16 protein-coding genes are annotated in these 17,440 nt (G+C 72.0%); 14 read left to right on the forward strand and 2 right to left on the reverse strand.

Going from position 1 to position 17,440, the window contains the following annotated elements:
* Window positions 1–42 precede the first annotated feature (42 nt).
* From R2E43_RS30775 to R2E43_RS30790, 4 genes are all read left to right on the forward strand, one after another.
* Window positions 43–609 (forward strand): DUF4365 domain-containing protein, encoded by a 567-nt coding sequence (locus R2E43_RS30775; RefSeq protein WP_003977294.1) that lies wholly within the window; start codon window positions 43–45, stop codon window positions 607–609.
* On the forward strand, window positions 606–1,883 hold the full coding sequence (locus tag R2E43_RS30780; RefSeq protein ID WP_030871094.1) for a hypothetical protein: 1,278 nt from the start codon (window positions 606–608) through the stop codon (window positions 1,881–1,883). The genes R2E43_RS30775 and R2E43_RS30780 overlap by 4 nt, the downstream gene beginning before the upstream one ends.
* A 188-nt stretch (window positions 1,884–2,071) precedes the next feature.
* Complete coding sequence (gene thrS, locus R2E43_RS30785) at window positions 2,072–4,048, forward strand: threonine--tRNA ligase (RefSeq protein ID WP_332056746.1); 1,977 nt, start codon at window positions 2,072–2,074, stop codon at window positions 4,046–4,048.
* An 89-nt stretch (window positions 4,049–4,137) separates the two neighbouring features.
* Entirely contained in the window at window positions 4,138–4,698 is a 561-nt protein-coding gene (locus tag R2E43_RS30790; protein ID WP_003977297.1) for an HIT family protein, read from the forward strand.
* Window positions 4,699–4,785: 87 nt separating this feature from the next.
* Here R2E43_RS30790 and R2E43_RS30795 read toward each other — a convergent pair whose 3' ends face one another.
* Complete coding sequence (locus R2E43_RS30795) at window positions 4,786–6,441, reverse strand: hypothetical protein (RefSeq protein ID WP_003977298.1); 1,656 nt, start codon at window positions 6,439–6,441, stop codon at window positions 4,786–4,788.
* Window positions 6,442–6,708: 267 nt separating this feature from the next.
* The gene (locus R2E43_RS30800) at window positions 6,709–8,907 is read right to left on the reverse strand and encodes an elongation factor G-like protein EF-G2 (protein WP_093455773.1); all 2,199 of its coding nucleotides are present in this window, start codon (window positions 8,905–8,907) and stop codon (window positions 6,709–6,711) included.
* Window positions 8,908–9,114: 207 nt separating this feature from the next.
* Between R2E43_RS30800 and pgsA the strand changes: the two genes are divergently transcribed.
* The 10 genes from pgsA (at window position 9,115) to ruvB (ending at window position 17,377) form a co-directional block, all read left to right on the forward strand.
* Entirely contained in the window at window positions 9,115–9,840 is a 726-nt protein-coding gene (pgsA, locus tag R2E43_RS30805; protein WP_011027830.1) for a phosphatidylinositol phosphate synthase, read from the forward strand.
* Window positions 9,837–10,772, forward strand: a complete 936-nt coding sequence (locus R2E43_RS30810; RefSeq protein ID WP_332056747.1) for a phosphatidylinositol mannoside acyltransferase — start codon at window positions 9,837–9,839, stop codon at window positions 10,770–10,772. Before pgsA ends, R2E43_RS30810 begins: the two co-directional genes overlap by 4 nt.
* The gene (locus R2E43_RS30815) at window positions 10,769–11,932 is read left to right on the forward strand and encodes a glycosyltransferase family 4 protein (RefSeq protein ID WP_011027828.1); all 1,164 of its coding nucleotides are present in this window, start codon (window positions 10,769–10,771) and stop codon (window positions 11,930–11,932) included. Before R2E43_RS30810 ends, R2E43_RS30815 begins: the two co-directional genes overlap by 4 nt.
* Window positions 11,933–11,991: 59 nt before the next feature.
* On the forward strand, window positions 11,992–12,534 hold the full coding sequence (locus R2E43_RS30820; RefSeq protein ID WP_011027827.1) for a LemA family protein: 543 nt from the start codon (window positions 11,992–11,994) through the stop codon (window positions 12,532–12,534).
* Between the two features lie 111 nt (window positions 12,535–12,645).
* Window positions 12,646–13,557 carry a pyridoxal 5'-phosphate synthase lyase subunit PdxS gene (gene pdxS / locus R2E43_RS30825; protein WP_003977304.1) on the forward strand — a complete coding sequence of 304 codons (912 nt, stop codon included), beginning with the start codon at window positions 12,646–12,648 and terminating at the stop codon, window positions 13,555–13,557.
* A 12-nt stretch (window positions 13,558–13,569) separates the two neighbouring features.
* The gene (gene pdxT / locus R2E43_RS30830) at window positions 13,570–14,178 is read left to right on the forward strand and encodes a pyridoxal 5'-phosphate synthase glutaminase subunit PdxT (protein WP_093455771.1); all 609 of its coding nucleotides are present in this window, start codon (window positions 13,570–13,572) and stop codon (window positions 14,176–14,178) included.
* A gap of 49 nt (window positions 14,179–14,227) precedes the next feature.
* Entirely contained in the window at window positions 14,228–14,980 is a 753-nt protein-coding gene (locus R2E43_RS30835) for a YebC/PmpR family DNA-binding transcriptional regulator (protein WP_003977306.1), read from the forward strand.
* A gap of 108 nt (window positions 14,981–15,088) precedes the next feature.
* On the forward strand, window positions 15,089–15,655 hold the full coding sequence (gene ruvC / locus R2E43_RS30840) for a crossover junction endodeoxyribonuclease RuvC (protein ID WP_093457857.1): 567 nt from the start codon (window positions 15,089–15,091) through the stop codon (window positions 15,653–15,655).
* Entirely contained in the window at window positions 15,652–16,257 is a 606-nt protein-coding gene (ruvA, locus tag R2E43_RS30845; RefSeq protein ID WP_011027825.1) for a Holliday junction branch migration protein RuvA, read from the forward strand. Before ruvC ends, ruvA begins: the two co-directional genes overlap by 4 nt.
* A 46-nt stretch (window positions 16,258–16,303) precedes the next feature.
* Window positions 16,304–17,377, forward strand: coding sequence for a Holliday junction branch migration DNA helicase RuvB (gene ruvB / locus R2E43_RS30850; RefSeq protein ID WP_210984453.1), 1,074 nt, complete (start codon window positions 16,304–16,306; stop codon window positions 17,375–17,377).
* Window positions 17,378–17,440 lie beyond the last annotated feature (63 nt).

Below are 17,440 nucleotides of genomic sequence, written 5' to 3' on the forward strand. Positions count from 1 at the left end.
GACCCGCAGCGGGGATTCACCAGTTCTGGAAGGCTGTTGGTCATGGCCATTGCGCAGCCCGAACGGGGCGGGCTGCTGCCGGAGCACACCACGCCCTCACGCGGCTCTCTCGCCACCACCGCCTGCATGGAGACCTTGCAGGTCGGATACCTCCACGCGGTCGCCGCCGCGGCGGGCTGCTCGCTCTCCCAGCCCTTCCCGGACAACGGCATCGACTGGCACGTCAGCCACAGCGCCCCGGGCCACACCGTCGACGACGAGGTCACCATCAAGGTGCAGCTCAAGGCCACCTACCAGATCGCCCCCGGACCGCCCGGCCGCTCCTTCTCCTTCACCCTCGACAACGACCACCTGGCCAAGCTCGCCCGCACCCCGGTGTCGGTGCACAAGATCCTGGTCGTGATGATCGTCCCCCGGTCCCGGGACCAGTGGCTGCGCGCCGGCCACGACCGGCTCGACCTCAGGCACTGCTGCTACTGGACGAACCTCGCCGGCCACCCGATCACGGGCCGGCAGCGCACCACCGTGCGGATACCGACCGCGCGGATCTTCGACGACCGGGCGCTGTGCGAGATCATGACGCGGGTCGGGACGGGAGGGAAACCATGACGCACCGCCCGGCCGGCGGCGGCCCCCCGCGGCCCTTCGAGCCCCTGCGGTCCGTACGGCCGCACCCGGCCGACGCCCCCGGCGACCGCCCCCGCGACGGCGCCCCGCCCGAGCCCGGCACCGTCGACCCGGCCGTGCTGACCGCCCTGCTCCACCGGCACGGCTGGCGACGGCGCGGCGGTGCCCCCGGCCGCTACGGCCGCTGGACTCCGCCGGGCCCGGCCGCGGGGGGCGCCAGCCTCCTGGTGCCCGTCAGCCGCGCCTTCCCCGACAGCGACGACCTGCTCGGCGAGGCGCTGCTCGCCCTGTCCCGCAGCGGCACGCCCGCCGCCCGCGAGATCCTGCTCTCCCTCGCCGTCCCCAGCGACGAGATCCGCTGGGAACGCGACATGCCGACGGGGCCCGGCGCCACGGCGACCTGGACGGCGGAGGAGCAGCTGCGCGCCGCCGCCCGCCGCATGCTGCTCGCCGGGGCGCTCGCCACGCGCGCGCGTGCCGGCTACTACGGCGCCCGGCACCGGCGCGCCGCCGAGACCGCCCTGGAGAGCGTCCTGGTGGGCCCCGCCCCCGATGGCCGCCACCTCGCGGCGTTCCTGCCGGTCGGCACCGGCCGTCCGCTGGCCGTACGCCTGCACCAGGCCCTGTACGCCGCCCGTGAGGCCGTCGACTACCGGCGGGCCACGGGTGGCGCGGAGGCCTTCGACTCGGCAGTCGCGGCGGGGGTCAGCCACGAGCTGACCGAGTCCCTGGTCGCCCTGGTCCGGGGCACCGAGGGCGCCCGGATAGCCGTCGGCTGGGCACCTGCCGCGGGCGTGCCCGAGGGCTGCGGCACCCTCACCGAACCCGTCGAGTTCTCGCCGGGCGACCTGCCCGCCCTGCGCGAGGCCGCCGCCCGCTACCTGCGCGCGGAGCCCTCCGTGCCGGTGCGCATCACCGGCACCGTGGACCGTATGCGTCGGCCTGGCCCCCGCGGCCCGGGCACCGTACGGCTGCGAGTGCTGGCCGGGGCCGAGGTGCCGCACGTGCGCGTCGCGCTGGACGAGGAGGCCTACCGGATCGCCGGGCACGCCCACCTCGTCGGACTGCCGGTGCGGATGCTGGGGCGACTGGAGAGCCGGGGCGGGTTCCGCCGGCTCACCGGCGCCTGCGAGATCACGCCCGTCCAGGTCGACGACGCGGAGCGGGACCGGCTGCTGAAGGCCGTCCAGGAGCACGTCGAGGTCGCGGCCTTCTTCGAGGAGGCCTGCGGCGACGGAGGGGACTGCCGGGGCTAGGGGGTGTCGTTTGCATCTTGCCGGGGTCGCGGGGACGGTGCCTTGTGACCGGCCAGACCTCGCGGACTCCGGCAGGATCCAGACGGCGCCCCCTGGTTTCGCGGTGCGCGGGCCCGGGTCGGTACGATCGCCCTCATGCGTGCGCTCCGGTATGGCGCCGCGGCCCCACCTTCAGTCAGGAGAGACCGGTGTCAGACGTCCGTGTGATCATCCAGCGGGATTCCGAGCGGGAAGAACGCGTGGTGACGACGGGCACTACGGCCGCCGAGCTCTTCGCCGGCGAGCGCTCGATCATCGCCGCCCGCGTCTCCGGCGACCTCAAGGACCTCGCCTACGAGGTCAAGGACGGCGAAACCGTCGAGGCCGTCGAGATCAGGTCCGAGGACGGCCTCGACATCCTGCGCCACTCCACCGCGCACGTCATGGCCCAGGCCGTGCAGGAGCTGTTCCCCGAGGCCAAGCTGGGCATCGGCCCGCCGGTCAAGGACGGCTTCTACTACGACTTCGACGTCGAGAAGCCCTTCCACCCCGATGACCTCAAGGCCATCGAGAAGAAGATGCAGGAGATCCAGAAGCGCGGACAGCGGTTCTCCCGCCGCGTGGTCACCGACGAGGCCGCCCGCGAGGAGCTGGCCGACGAGCCGTACAAGCTGGAGCTGATCGGTCTCAAGGGCTCCGCCTCCAGCGACGACGGCGCGGACGTCGAGGTCGGCGCCGGCGAGCTGACGATCTACGACAACCTCGACGCGAAGACCGGCGAGCTGTGCTGGAAGGACCTCTGCCGGGGTCCCCACCTGCCCACGACCCGGAACATCCCGGCCTTCAAGCTGATGCGCAACGCCGCCGCCTACTGGCGCGGCAGCGAGAAGAACCCGATGCTCCAGCGCATTTACGGCACCGCCTGGCCCACCAAGGACGAGCTGAAGGCGCACCTGGAGTTCCTCGCCGAGGCCGAGAAGCGCGACCACCGCAAGCTCGGCAGCGAGCTGGACCTGTTCTCCATCCCGGAGCAGATCGGCTCCGGCCTCGCCGTCTTCCACCCCAAGGGCGGCATCATCCGCCGGGTCATGGAGGACTACTCGCGGCGCCGCCACGAGGAGGAGGGCTACGAGTTCGTCTACACCCCGCACGCGACCAAGGGGAAGCTCTTCGAGACCTCGGGCCACCTGGACTGGTACGCCGACGGCATGTACCCGCCCATGCAGCTCGACGAGGGCGTGGACTACTACCTCAAGCCCATGAACTGCCCGATGCACAACCTGATCTTCGACGCGCGGGGACGGTCCTACCGTGAACTGCCCCTGCGTCTGTTCGAGTTCGGCACCGTGTACCGGTACGAGAAGTCGGGCGTCGTGCACGGCCTGACCCGGGCCCGCGGCTTCACCCAGGACGACGCGCACATCTACTGCACCCGCGAGCAGATGTCGGAGGAGCTGGACAAGACCCTCACCTTCGTCCTGAACCTGCTGCGCGACTACGGTCTGAACGACTTCTACCTGGAGCTGTCCACCAAGGACCCGGAGAAGTTCGTCGGCTCCGACGAGGCCTGGGAAGAGGCCACCGAGACCCTGCGCCAGGTCGCCGAGAAGCAGAACCTGGAGCTGGTGGCGGACCCGGGCGGCGCCGCGTTCTACGGCCCGAAGATCTCCGTCCAGGCGCGCGACGCCATCGGCCGCACCTGGCAGATGTCGACCATCCAGCTCGACTTCAACCTGCCGGAGCGCTTCAGCCTGGAGTACACGGCCGCGGACGGTGCCAAGACGCGCCCGGTCATGATCCACCGCGCGCTGTTCGGCTCCATCGAGCGCTTCTTCGCGGTGCTCCTGGAGCACTACGCGGGCGCGATGCCGCCCTGGCTCGCCCCGGTGCAGGCGGTGGGCATCCCGGTCGGCGACGCGCACGTGCAGTACCTGGAGGAGTTCGCGGCGGAGGCGCGGCGCAAGGGGCTGCGCGTCGACGTGGACGCGTCGTCGGACCGGATGCAGAAGAAGATCCGCACGCAGCAGAAGCAGAAGGTCCCGTTCATGATCATCGTCGGTGACGAGGACATGCACGGGGGCACGGTGTCGTTCCGCTACCGCGACGGTTCGCAGGAGAACGGCATTCCGCGCGACCAGGCCCTGGCGAAGCTCGTTGACGTGGTGGAGCGCCGGATCCAGGTCTGACTCTCTCCCGCGATCGCGGTGATCGGCCCCCGGGAGGAGCTCCCGGGGGCTCTTTCAGCTTCCCAGCACCGACGCCATATGCTGCACGCATGACGAGTGAGCCGGAGCAGCAGCTGGGAGTGGGGACGCCGGACGCTTTCCAGCGTCTGTGGACGCCCCACCGGATGGCCTACATCCAGGGCGAGAACAAGCCGAGCGGCCCCGGTGCCGACGACGGCTGCCCCTTCTGCTCGATCCCGGCCAAGTCCGACGAGGACGGTCTGATCGTCCGGCGCGGCGAGCACGTGTACGCGGTGCTGAATCTCTACCCGTACAACGGCGGCCACCTGATGATCGTGCCCTACCGCCACGTCGCCGACTACACCGAGCTGAACGCGGTGGAGACCGCGGAGCTGGCCGAGCTGACCAAGCAGGCGATGACGGCTCTGCGCGCGGCCTCGGGGGCCCAGGGGTTCAACCTGGGAATGAACCAGGGCGCCGTGGCCGGCGCGGGCATCGCCGCCCACCTGCACCAGCACGTCGTCCCCCGCTGGGGCGGCGACACGAACTTCATGCCCGCGATCGGCCACACGAAGGTGCTGCCGCAGCTGCTGGGCGACACCCGCAAGATGCTGGCAGAGGCCTGGCCCGCCAGCCCGTCCGGCGTCTGAGGACGACGCCGTTCAGGCCGAAGCGGGGGTCTGGGGGCGGCAGCCCCGGGGACGCCCGCCCCGGCCCCTCGACCAACCGCCGGAGGCCTACGCGTCGTAGACGTCCGCCTTCTTCGGCACCGCCTCCTGCACCGCCCCGCTGAGACCACCCGCGCGGGCACCGAACTTCTCCGTGTCCACGCCGTTCTCCTTCAGCACCTTGATCGCCGCCGAGTGCACCGCCCGCAGCACCGGCGTGGCCGCCCGCAGCGCGTCGTCGGCCATGAAGCGGTGCCGCCACGGCCGGTCCGCCCAGGCGTGCCGCACGCCGAAGGGCTCGGGCAGCGTGAGCTTGCCGCCCAGCCAGTACAGCAACGGGGGATACCAGGTCAGCGGTGCCCGTGCGGCCAGCCGTACCACCTCGTCGGTGTCGACCAGCGGGAGCTTGACCGTCCGGGTCTCCCAGAACTTGACCGACTTCTGGACCTGCTTCTCCTTGGCCGCGGGCTTGCTGGTGAACAGCGAGTGCACCGGCCCCAGGGCGTGTCCGGTGACCTCGATGCGCAGCGTCTCGTGCAGCACCGTCACCGTGATCAGCATGGAGATGACCAACTGGCCGTCCCACAGCGTCCACTGGACGCCCAGGTAGTGCCGGTCGCCCGCGCCGAACTGCTGCTTGTCGCAGATCTCCTGTATCGCGTGCTGCTTGACCTGGTACGCCTCGACGTCGGTGCCCTCGGGCCTGGACACCGAGTCGGCGTTCTCACCGATCGGGGTCACGATCCAGTGCCGCACGGTGGGCTTGGTGAAGCCGCCGGTGTGCAGCGGGCCGCGCTCCAGCATCCGCAGCCGGTCGTGGATGGCCTTGATGACGTCCCAGCTGCGGAACGGGTTGATCTCCCGGTCCGGGTCGACGGGGACCAGCTCCTCGGCGAGCTGCCAGTTGCCCCAGCGGGTGCCCATGCCGAGGATGCCCTTGGGACCGGCGTAGAAGACGGAGTTGGACTGCTGCTCGGCGCTGAGCCGGGCCAGTGACTGCCGCAGTTCCTCGGCCGCCGTCTCGCCGGGGCTGCTCGGCACCGCCTCGGGCACCTTGGCGCCCACGCCCGCGCCGGACAGCAGGCCGCTCCAGCGCTCCCGGAGGTCCCGTGCCGTGCGCTCGCAGATCCGCTTGGCCCAGAACCAGCCGATGACCGGGGCGACGACGCAGGCACGTGCGTACCAGCCCCAGAAGCCGCTGAAGGGCATCTTGAGCAGGAAGAGCACGGCGAGGACCGCCATCGCGAGCAGCAGGGCGGTGGCGAGGGCGCCGGCCCGCTTGTCCTCGCGCCGGGCGACGGTGGTGCGGATCTGGAAGACCAGGAGCCAGATCAGCAGTCCGGGCAGGAACAGCAGGCCGCACAGCACCATGACGGCGCTCAGCCAGTTGTCCCGGTCCCTGCGTATGCGGTGCGCCGCGAGGCTGTGCTCCACGACGACCTGCGGCTGGGTGCCGAAGGACTGGATGAGCGGGGCCCGCTTGGGGCCGAGCATCCGGTCGATGATCGCCCGCGAGAACGCCTCGCCCAGGTTGGGTCGGAAGAGCTTGATCCGCGGCTTGCTCACGGCCGACTTGTGCCACTCGCTGTTGGCCTTCAGTATCTCCTCGGCCTCGCTGTCCCGGTAGGCGGCCGAGGCCAGCGCGAACGTGGCCGTCTGGCCGCCGTCGTCCGTGCGCGGCACCTGCGGTCCGAAGAAGTCCGCGTAACCGCCGTCAACGGTCATTCCCGCCCCCCATCGCCACCACTGTCGCTCCTGCGGCCTTCCCGACTTCCCTGCCCCGCACACCTGTTGATCTGGTCATCAGCGTATCCGCCGGGACCGTCGTACGTCACGGGACGGCCAAAGGCGCCCCCGCGCGCCCGGGTTGACCGCCGGGCGCGCCGTCGTACGCCGGGGCGGGCGGCCTCCCGGTGCGGGGCGCGGGCCCCGGTGCGGCCGGACCGCGCACCGGGGCCCCGCGCTCCGTCGGGACACAGCCCCGCACCACTTCTAGGACGCGACCCGCACCTCCTCGCGCAGCCGGTCCGCGACCTGCGCCGGCATCGGTTCGTGCCGTGCGTAGCGGCGGTCGAAGCGAGCGGTGCCGTGCGAGAGGGAGCGCAGGTCCACGGCGTAGCGGCCGATCTCGATCTCGGGCACCTCGGCCCTGATCAGGGTCCGGCCGCCGCTGGTCTGCTCGGTGCCCAGCACCTTGCCGCGCCGCCCGGACAGGTCGCTCATCACCGCGCCCACGTAGTCGTCGCCGACCAGCACGCTCACCTCGGCCACCGGCTCCAGCAGGTGGATCCGCGCCTCGGCCGCGGCCTCCCTGAGCGCCAGCGCGCCCGCGGTCTGGAACGCGGCGTCGGAGGAGTCCACCGAGTGCGCCTTGCCGTCGAGCAGCGTGACCCGCACGTCGATCAGCGGGTGGCCCGCGGCGACCCCCTTGGCCGCCTGGGTGCGCACGCCCTTCTCGACGGACGGGATGAACTGCCGGGGCACTGCGCCGCCGACCACCTTGTCCACGAACTCGATGCCCGAGCCGCCCGGCAGCGGCTCCACCTCGATCTCGCAGATGGCGTACTGGCCGTGTCCGCCGGACTGCTTCACGTGCCGTCCGCGCCCGGCCGCCCGGCCGCCGAAGGTCTCGCGCAGGGAGACCCGGTGGGGCACCACGTCGACCTGGACGCCGTAGCGGCTGCGCAGCCGTTCCAGGGCCACGTCGGCGTGGGCCTCGCCCAGGCACCACAGGACCACCTGGTGGGTGTCCTGGTTGTGCTCCAGGCGCATCGTCGGGTCCTCGGCGACCAGCCGGGCCAGCCCCTGGGAGAGCTTGTCCTCGTCGGGTTTGCTGTGGGCCTCGATGGCGAGCGGCAGCAGCGGGTCGGGCATCTCCCAGGGGGCCATGAGCAGCGGGTCGTCCTTGGCCGAGAGCGTGTCCCCGGTCTCCGCGCGGGACAGCTTGGCCACGCAGGCGAGGTCGCCCGCGATCACGTGCGAGACCGGCCGCTGCTGCTTGCCGAACGGCGTCGACAGGGCGCCGATCCGCTCGTCGACGTCGTGGTCCTCGTGGCCCCGGTCGGTCATCCCGTGCCCGGACACGTGCACCGTCTGGTCGGCGCGCAGGGTGCCGGAGAAGACGCGGACCATCGAGATCCGGCCGACGTACGGGTCCGAGGACGTCTTGACGACCTCCGCGACCAGCGACTCCTCCGGATCGCACATCCTGAGTTCGCGTCCGGCGCCCTCCGGGGTGGTGACCCTGGGCGCCGCGCGCTCCAGGGGTGTCGGGAAGCCGCGCGTGATCAGTTCCAGGAGTTCGACCGTGCCCAGTCCCTGCCGGGCGCCGTCGGCGGCGGGCGCGGCGGCCAGCACCGGGAAGAACACCCCGCGCGCGACGGCCCGTTCCAGATCCTCGATCAGCGTCTTGACGTCGACCTGTTCGCCACCGAGATAGCGCTCCATGAGGGTCTCGTCCTCGCTCTCCGAGATGATCCCCTCGATGAGCATGGAGCGGGCCTCGTCGAGCTGCGGCAGCTCCGCCTCGCCCGGCTCCGAGGCCACGCGCTCGCCCGAGGCGTAGTCGAACAGCTTCCGCGTCAGCAGCCCGACGAGCCCGGTCACGGGTGCGTGCCCGTCGGGGGCGGGCGGTCCGTGCAGCGGGAGGTACAGCGGCAGTACGGCGTCGGGGTCGTCGCCGCCGAAGGCCTCCGCGCAGATCCGGGTCATCTCCTCGAAGTCCGCGCGGGCGGCCTCCAGGTGTGTGATCACGATGGCGCGCGGCATGCCGACGGCGGCGCACTCCTCCCAGATCATGCGGGTCGAGCCGTCCACCCCGTCGGAGGCCGAGACGACGAAGAGGGCCGCGTCCGCCGCGCGCAGACCGGCCCTCAGCTCGCCGACGAAGTCGGCGTACCCGGGAGTGTCCAGGAGGTTGATCTTGATGCCGTCCCATTCGACCGGCACCAGCGAAAGCTGTACGGAGCGCTGCTGGCGGTGCTCCATGTCGTCGTAGTCCGAGACGCAGCCGCCGTCCTCGACGCGGCCCGCCCGGTTCACCGCTCCCGCCGTCAGCGCGAGAGCTTCCACCAATGTCGTCTTGCCCGATCCGGAGTGGCCGACCAGCACCACGTTCCGTACGGACGCGGGGTGGTCGGCCGCCGTTGCCCTTCCGGCGGCTCCGGGATGGGTGTGTGCCTTGTCGCCCATGTCCTTGCCTCCCGTGCACGGTGAGGTCACTGTGGGCGCGGACACGCGGGACCGCGTGCACTGGCGGCTCCGGCGACGCCCGCGGTCCTTCGAGCTTTCCACTCCCGTCACGCCGCGTCCATACGAAGGACCCGATCCCGGCGGCCACCGGCGGCCCGGCGGGGACTCAGGGTGCCCGGCCACCGTCCAGGCGCGCGCGTGACTACGATGGGCCAGCCGGTGGCCAGCAAGGGCCGCGGCGCCACACCGACCGTCGGGAAGGCCATGCTGAACAAGTACGCGCGTGCATTTTTTACGCGTGTCCTCACACCGTTCGCCGCGTTTCTCATCCGCCGGGGCGTCAGCCCGGACACGGTCACGCTCCTCGGCACCGCCGGTGTGGTCGCGGGTGCGCTGGTCTTCTACCCCATGGGCGAGTTCTTCTGGGGCACGGTGGTGATCACCCTCTTCGTCTTCTCCGACCTGGTCGACGGCAACATGGCCCGCCAGCTGGGCCGCTCCAGCCGCTGGGGCGCGTTCCTGGACTCCACCCTCGACCGGGTCGCCGACGGCGCGATCTTCGGCGGCCTCGCCCTGTGGTACGCGGGCGGCGGCGACGACATCGTGCTGTGCGCCGTGTCGATCTTCTGCCTGGCCAGCGGCCAGGTGGTCTCGTACACCAAGGCGCGCGGCGAGGCGATCGGCCTTCCGGTCGCCGTCAACGGACTGGTCGAGCGCGCCGAGCGCCTCGTCGTCTCGCTGGTCGCCGCCGGATTCGCCGGGCTGCACAAGTTCGGCGTGCCCGGCATCCAGTACCTGCTGCCGATCGCCCTGTGGATCGTCGCCGTCGGCAGCCTCGTCACGCTGGTCCAGCGGGTCGTCACGGTCCGCCGGGAGGCCGCCGAGGCGGACGCCGCCGCGCAGGAGAGCCAGGGCACCGAGGCGGCCAAGTGAGCGCTCGGGACCGGCTGACCGACGGCCTGTACGGCGCCGGCTGGGGCACCGTGAAGAAGCTCCCCGAGCCCGCCGCCGTGCGCCTCGGCCGCACCATCGCCGATGTCGCCTGGAAGCGGCGTGGCGCCGGGGTGCGCCGCCTGGAGAGCAACTACGCGCGCGTGGTGCCCGGCGCGAGCCCCGAGCGGCTCGCCGCCCTCTCGCGCGCGGGCATGCGCTCGTACCTGCGTTACTGGATGGAGTCGTTCCGGCTCCCGGCGTGGAGCACCGAGCGGATCAAGAGCGGCTTCGCGCCCAAGGACCTGCACCATCTCACCGACGGCATGGACGCGGGCAAGGGCGTGATACTCGCCCTGCCGCACCTGGCCAACTGGGACCTCGCGGGCGCCTGGGTCACCACGAAGCTCGGCATCCCGTTCACCACCGTCGCCGAGCGCCTCAAGCCGGAGACCCTCTACGACCGTTTCGTCGCCTACCGCGAGGGCCTCGGCATGGAGGTCCTGCCGCACAGCGGCGGCACCGCCTTCGGCACGCTGGCCCGCCGGTTGCGCGACGGCGGCCTGGTCTGCCTGGTCGCCGACCGCGACCTGTCCGCCTCCGGTGTGGAGGTCGGCTTCTTCGGCGAGACGGCCCGGATGCCGGCCGGCCCCGCCCTGCTCGCCCAGCAGACCGGCGCGCTGCTGCTGCCGGTGACGCTCTGGTACGACCACTCGCCGGTGATGCGGGGCCGGGTGCACCCGCCGGTCGAGGTGCCCGAGTCAGGTACCCGGGCCGACAAGACGTCTGTCATGACACAGGCGCTGGCCGATGCCTTCGCCACGGGGATCGCCGACCACCCGGAGGACTGGCACATGCTGCAGCGCTTGTGGCTCAAGGACCTCGACCCCGCCAAGGCGCCGGGGGCGGCCGACGGGCGGGGCGGCGCGTCGTGAGGATCGGCATCGTCTGCCCGTACTCCTGGGACGTGCCGGGCGGCGTCCAGTTCCACATCCGGGACCTCGCCGAGTACTTCGTCCGGCTCGGCCACGAGGTGTCCGTGCTCGCCCCGGCCGACGACGACACGCCGCTGCCGCCGTACGTCGTCTCCGCGGGCCGAGCGGTGCCGGTGCCGTACAACGGCTCGGTGGCCCGGCTCAACTTCGGCTTCCTGTCGGCGGCCCGGGTCCGGCGCTGGCTGCACGAGGGCGGCTTCGACGTCATCCACATCCACGAGCCGACCTCGCCCTCGCTGGGCCTGCTGACCTGCTGGGCGGCGCAGGGCCCGATCGTGGCCACCTTCCACACCTCCAACCCGCGCTCCCGCGCGATGATCGCCGCGTACGCGATCCTCCAGGCCGCGCTGGAGAAGATCAGCGCCCGGATCGCCGTGAGCGAGTACGCCCGCCGCACGCTCGTCGAGCACCTGGGCGGCGACGCGGTGGTCATCCCCAACGGCGTCGACGTCGACTTCTTCGCCGACGCCGAGCCCAAGCCGGAGTGGCAGGGCGACACGATCGGCTTCATAGGGCGCATCGACGAGCCCCGCAAGGGCCTGCCGGTGCTCATGCGGGCGCTGCCCGCGATCCTCGCCGCCCGGCCGCAGACCCGGCTGCTCGTCGCCGGGCGCGGGGACGAGGAGGAGGCCGTCGAAAGCCTGCCGAAGGAGCTGCGCTCCCGCGTGGAGTTCCTCGGCATGATCAGCGACGAGGACAAGGCCCGCTTCCTGCGCAGCGTCGACCTGTACGTGGCGCCCAACACCGGCGGCGAGAGCTTCGGCATCGTCCTCGTCGAGGCCATGTCGGCCGGCGCCCCCGTTCTCGCCTCCGACCTGGACGCCTTCGCCCAGGTCCTCGACCAGGGGGCGGCCGGTGAACTCTTCCCCAACGAGGACGCCGACGCCCTGGCCGAGGCGGCCGTACGCCTGCTGGCCGACCCGGAGCGGCGCGCCGCGCTGCGGGAGCGGGGGAGCGCCCACGTACGGCGCTTCGACTGGTCCACGGTCGGTGCGGACATCCTGTCCGTCTACGAGACGGTCACCGCGGGAGCGGCGGCGGTGGCGACGGACGACCGGGCGACGGGCCTGCGCGCCCGCTTCGGCCTGGCGAGGGACTGACCCACCGGCGCGCACGGGGCCCACCGGACGCGCTCGGCCCACCGATAGGGTTGCGGCCCGTGACCGCAACCCTCATCTGGATCCTGGTCGTCCTCGTCGCCGTCGGCCTGTACCTCAGCTGGACGGCGGGCCGTCTGGACCGGCTGCACGCCCGGATCGACGCCGCCCGTGCCGCCCTGGACGCACAACTGCTGCGCAGGGCGTCCGTGGCCCAGGAACTCGCCACCTCCGGCGTGCTCGACCCGGCCGCCTCCATGGTTCTCTACGAGGCCGCACACGCCGCCCGGCAGGCCGAGGAGGAGCTGCGGGAGGTCGCCGAGAGCGAGCTGAGCCAGGCCCTGCGCGCCGTGTTCGCCGAAGCCCAGCAGATGGACGTACTGCGCGAGGCGCCCGGGGGAGAGGCGGCGGCCCACGAACTGGCCGAGGCCGTACGGCGGGTGCCGATGGCCCGCCGCTTCCACAACGACGCGGTGGGGGCGGCCCGCAGGCTGCGCGAGCACCGCAAGGTCCGCTGGTTCCGCCTCGCCGGGCACGCGCCCTTCCCGCTGGCCTTCGAGATGGACGACGAGTCGCCGGCCGCCCTGGTGGAGCGGGCGGCGTAGCGCCCGGGGGACGAAAACGATCCACCGCCTTCTCATTGGCCCTTGCTGTGGCCTGCTCGCCTCACGTTTCCTCGTTGCTGCACAACCCCCCTTCTCCCCAGTGAGGTACCCGTGTCCAGCACGCTCTCCGAGAACCAGGCACCCGAGACCGGCACCGCCCGCGTGAAGCGCGGTATGGCCGAGCAGCTCAAGGGCGGCGTCATCATGGACGTCGTCACGCCGGAGCAGGCGAAGATCGCCGAGGACGCGGGCGCCGTGGCCGTCATGGCCCTGGAGCGCGTCCCCGCCGACATCCGCAAGGACGGCGGCGTGGCCCGGATGTCCGACCCGGACATGATCGAGGGCATCATCGGCGCCGTGTCCATCCCGGTGATGGCGAAGTCCCGCATCGGCCACTTCGTGGAGGCCCAGGTCCTGCAGTCCCTCGGCGTCGACTACATCGACGAGTCCGAGGTCCTCACCCCGGCCGACGAGGTCAACCACAGCGACAAGTTCGCCTTCACCACCCCCTTCGTCTGCGGCGCCACCAATCTGGGCGAGGCCCTGCGGCGGATCGCCGAGGGTGCCGCGATGATCCGCTCCAAGGGCGAGGCCGGCACCGGCAACGTCGTCGAGGCCGTTCGCCACCTGCGCCAGATCAAGAACGAGATCGCCCGGCTGCGCGGCTACGACAACAACGAGCTGTACGCCGCCGCCAAGGAGCTGCGCGCCCCGTACGAGCTGGTCAAGGAGGTCTCCGAGCTGGGCAGGCTCCCCGTGGTGCTCTTCTCGGCCGGTGGCGTCGCGACCCCCGCCGACGCCGCGCTCATGCGCCAGCTCGGCGCCGAGGGCGTCTTCGTCGGCTCCGGCATCTTCAAGTCCGGCGACCCGGCCAAGCGTGCCGCCGCCATCGTGAAGGCGACCACCTTCTACGACGACCCGAAGATCATCGCGGACGCGTCCCGCAACCTCGGCGAGGCCATGGTCGGCATCAACTGCGACACCCTCCCCGAGACCGAGCGCTACGCCAACCGCGGCTGGTAAGGACCCTGATCCATGAGTGACACCCCCGTCATCGGCGTCCTGGCGCTCCAGGGCGACGTACGGGAGCACCTCGTCGCCCTGGCCGTGGCCGACGCCGTGGCCAGGCCGGTGCGGCGCCCCGAAGAACTCGCCGAGGTGGACGGCCTGGTCCTGCCCGGCGGCGAGTCCACCACCATCTCCAAGCTCGCCGTCCTCTTCGGCGTGATGGAACCCCTCCGCGCGCGTGTGCGGGACGGCATGCCCGTCTACGGCACCTGCGCCGGCATGATCATGCTGGCCGACAAGATCCTCGACCCGCGCTCCGGGCAGGAGACGGTCGGCGGCATCGACATGATCGTGCGCCGCAACGCCTTCGGGCGGCAGAACGAGTCCTTCGAGGCGGCCGTCGACGTCGAGGGCGTCGAGGGCGAGCCGGTGGAGGGGGTCTTCATCCGCGCCCCCTGGGTCGAGTCCGTGGGCGCGGCCGCCGAGGTCCTCGCCGAGCACGACGGCCACATCGTCGCCGTCCGCCAGGGCAACGCGCTGGCCACGTCGTTCCACCCGGAACTGACCGGCGACCACCGCGTGCACCGGCTCTTCGCCGACATGGTGCGCGCGAACCGGGCGGCGCAGTCCTTGTAGGATTCCTGCGTTCGTTGCAGGAGATGGGTTACGCGAAGGAGACAGGCAGATGTCCGGCCACTCTAAATGGGCTACGACGAAGCACAAGAAGGCCGTGATCGACGCCAAGCGCGGCAAACTCTTCGCGAAGCTGATCAAGAACATCGAGGTCGCGGCCCGCATGGGCGGCGTCGACATCGAGGGCAACCCGACGCTGTACGACGCCATCCAGAAGGCGAAGAAGCAGTCGGTTCCCAACAAGAACATCGACTCCGCGGTCAAGCGCGGCGGCGGCCTGGAGGCCGGCGGCGCCGACTACGAGACGATCATGTACGAGGGCTACGGTCCGAACGGTGTCGCCGTCCTCATCGAGTGCCTCACCGACAACCGCAACCGCGCCGCCTCCGACGTCCGCGTCGCCATGACCCGCAACGGCGGTTCCATGGCCGACCCGGGCTCGGTGTCGTACCTGTTCAACCGCAAGGGCGTCGTGATCGTGCCCAAGGGCGAGCTGGCCGAGGACGACGTCCTCGGCGCCGTCCTGGACGCGGGGGCCGAGGAGGTCAACGACCTCGGCGAGTCCTTCGAGGTGCTCAGCGAGGCCACGGACCTGGTCGCGGTCCGCACCGCCCTCCAGGAGGCCGGCATCGACTACGAGTCCGCCGACGCCAACTTCGTCCCGACCATGCAGGTCGAGCTGGACGAGGAGGGCGCGCGGAAGATCTTCCGGCTCATCGACGCCCTGGAGGACAGCGACGACGTGCAGAACGTCTTCGCCAACTTCGACGTGAGCGACGAGATCATGGAGAAGGTCGACGCGTAACGCGTCCCTGCTCAGCGGGCCGACGGGGACACAACCCGTCGGCCCGTCGCTTTGTCGGTGGCACCCGATAGCCTGCACAAACAGGTGATCGACGAGTGGGGGTGGCGCGTGCGCGTACTGGGGGTGGACCCGGGACTGACCCGTTGCGGGATCGGCGTCGTGGAGGGCGTCGCGGGCCGGCCGCTCACCATGATCGGCGTCGGCGTCGTCCGCACGCCCGCGGACGCCGACCTCGGCCACCGCCTCGTCGCCGTCGAGCAGGGCATCGAGCAGTGGCTCGACGAACACCGGCCGGAGTTCGTCGCCGTCGAGCGCGTCTTCAGCCAGCACAACGTCCGCACGGTCATGGGCACCGCCCAGGCCAGCGCCGTGGCGATCCTGTGCGCGTCCCGCCGCGGCATCCCCGTCGCCCTGCACACCCCGAGCGAGGTGAAGGCCGCCGTCACCGGCAGCGGCCGCGCAGACAAGGCCCAGGTCGGCGCCATGGTCACCCGCCTGCTCCGGCTCGCCGCCCCGCCCAAGCCCGCCGACGCCGCGGACGCCCTCGCCCTCGCCATCTGCCACATCTGGCGCGCCCCCGCGCAGAACCGCCTCCAGCAGGCCGTGGCCCTGCACACCGCACAGGGCCCGCGCCGCCCCCACAAGCTCCACCCGTCGAAAGGCCGCCCCGCATGATCGCCTTCGTCAGCGGCACCGTCGCCGCCCTCGCACCCGACGCCGCGGTGATCGAGGTCGGCGGCGTCGGCATGGCCGTGCAGTGCACGCCCAACACCCTGTCCACCCTCCGGCTCGGCAAGCCTGCCAAGCTCGCCACCTCCCTCGTCGTGCGGGAGGACTCGCTCACCCTCTACGGCTTCGCCGACGACGACGAGCGCCAGGTCTTCGAGCTGCTCCAGACCGCCAGCGGCGTCGGCCCCCGCCTCGCCCAGGCGATGCTCGCCGTGCACCAGCCCGACGCCCTGCGCAGAGCGGTCGCCACCGGGGACGAGAAGGCGCTCACCGCCGTCCCCGGCATCGGCAAGAAGGGAGCGCAGAAGCTGCTCCTGGAACTGAAGGACCGGCTCGGCGAGCCCATCGGCGCCCCCGCCGTCGGCGCCCCGGTCAGCACCGGCTGGCGCGACCAGCTGCACGCCGCCCTGATCGGCCTCGGGTACGCGACCCGCGAGGCCGACGAGGCCGTCTCCGCCGTGGCGCCGCAGGCCGAGGCCGCCGGGGGCACGCCGCAGGTGGGCGCGCTGCTCAAGGCCGCCCTGCAGACGCTGAACCGCGCCCGCTGACCACGCCCGCCACCACCGACCCGGTGCGCACGGCAAGGAGAATCAAGTGAACTGGGACGACACGACCGACGCGGAGGCCGCCGCCGAGCGGCTGGTCGGCGCGGCCGCCGACGGCGAGGACCAGGCCGTGGAGGCGGCCCTGCGCCCGAAGGACCTGGGCGAGTTCATCGGCCAGGAGAAGGTCCGCGAGCAGCTCGACCTGGTGCTGCGGGCCGCCCGCGCGCGGGGGGCGACCGCCGACCACGTGCTCCTCTCCGGCGCCCCGGGCCTCGGCAAGACCACCCTCTCGATGATCATCGCCGCCGAGATGGAAGCCCCCATCCGCATCACCTCGGGCCCCGCCATCCAGCACGCCGGCGACCTCGCGGCGATCCTGTCCTCGCTCCAGGAGGGCGAGGTCCTCTTCCTCGACGAGATCCACCGCATGTCGCGGCCCGCCGAGGAGATGCTCTACATGGCGATGGAGGACTTCCGCGTCGACGTCATCGTCGGCAAGGGCCCCGGTGCCACCGCCATCCCCCTGGAGCTGCCCCCGTTCACCCTGGTCGGCGCCACCACCCGCGCGGGTCTGCTGCCGCCCCCGCTGCGCGACCGCTTCGGCTTCACCGCCCACATGGAGTTCTACGGACCGGCGGAACTGGAGCGCGTGATCCACCGCTCCGCCGGCCTGCTCGACGTCGAGATCGACCCCACCGGCGCCGCCGAGATCGCCGGCCGCTCCCGCGGCACCCCCCGCATCGCCAACCGCCTGCTGCGCCGGGTCCGCGACTACGCCCAGGTCAAGGCCGACGGCCTGATCACCCAGGAGATCGCCGCGGCCGCCCTCGCCGTGTACGAGGTCGACGCCCGGGGCCTGGACCGCCTCGACCGCGGGGTGCTGGAGGCGCTCCTCAAGCTGTTCGGCGGCGGACCGGTCGGCCTGTCCACGCTCGCCGTCGCCGTGGGGGAGGAGCGTGAGACAGTGGAAGAGGTCGCCGAGCCCTTCCTCGTACGGGAGGGTCTGCTCGCCCGCACCCCACGCGGACGGGTGGCCACTCCGGCCGCGTGGGCGCACCTCGGCCTCACCCCGCCGCGTTCGCAGAGTTCAGGAAACGGACAACCGGACTTGTTCGGGGCGTGACGACCCGCTCACGGGGGGCACATTCGCCGGAGCAGGAACCCCGGTGCCATGCTGGGCGTTGTT

The sequence above is a fragment of the Streptomyces violaceoruber genome (assembly GCF_033406955.1).
In the GTDB taxonomy this organism is placed as follows: Bacteria; Actinomycetota; Actinomycetes; order Streptomycetales; family Streptomycetaceae; genus Streptomyces; species Streptomyces violaceoruber.

Excerpts from the sequence above, each read along its gene's own strand:
- R2E43_RS30775 (WP_003977294.1), top strand. The coding sequence starts at position 43 with ATGGCCATTGCGCAGCCCGAACGGGGCGGGCTGCTGCCGGAGCACACC.
- R2E43_RS30780 (WP_030871094.1), top strand. The coding sequence starts at position 606 with ATGACGCACCGCCCGGCCGGCGGCGGCCCCCCGCGGCCCTTCGAGCCC.
- R2E43_RS30790 (WP_003977297.1), top strand. The coding sequence starts at position 4,138 with ATGACGAGTGAGCCGGAGCAGCAGCTGGGAGTGGGGACGCCGGACGCT.
- R2E43_RS30795 (WP_003977298.1), bottom strand. The coding sequence starts at position 6,441 with ATGACCGTTGACGGCGGTTACGCGGACTTCTTCGGACCGCAGGTGCCG.
- R2E43_RS30800 (WP_093455773.1), bottom strand. The coding sequence starts at position 8,907 with ATGGGCGACAAGGCACACACCCATCCCGGAGCCGCCGGAAGGGCAACG.
- pgsA (WP_011027830.1), top strand. The coding sequence starts at position 9,115 with ATGGGCCAGCCGGTGGCCAGCAAGGGCCGCGGCGCCACACCGACCGTC.
- pdxT (WP_093455771.1), top strand. The coding sequence starts at position 13,570 with ATGAGTGACACCCCCGTCATCGGCGTCCTGGCGCTCCAGGGCGACGTA.
- R2E43_RS30835 (WP_003977306.1), top strand. The coding sequence starts at position 14,228 with ATGTCCGGCCACTCTAAATGGGCTACGACGAAGCACAAGAAGGCCGTG.
- ruvA (WP_011027825.1), top strand. The coding sequence starts at position 15,652 with ATGATCGCCTTCGTCAGCGGCACCGTCGCCGCCCTCGCACCCGACGCC.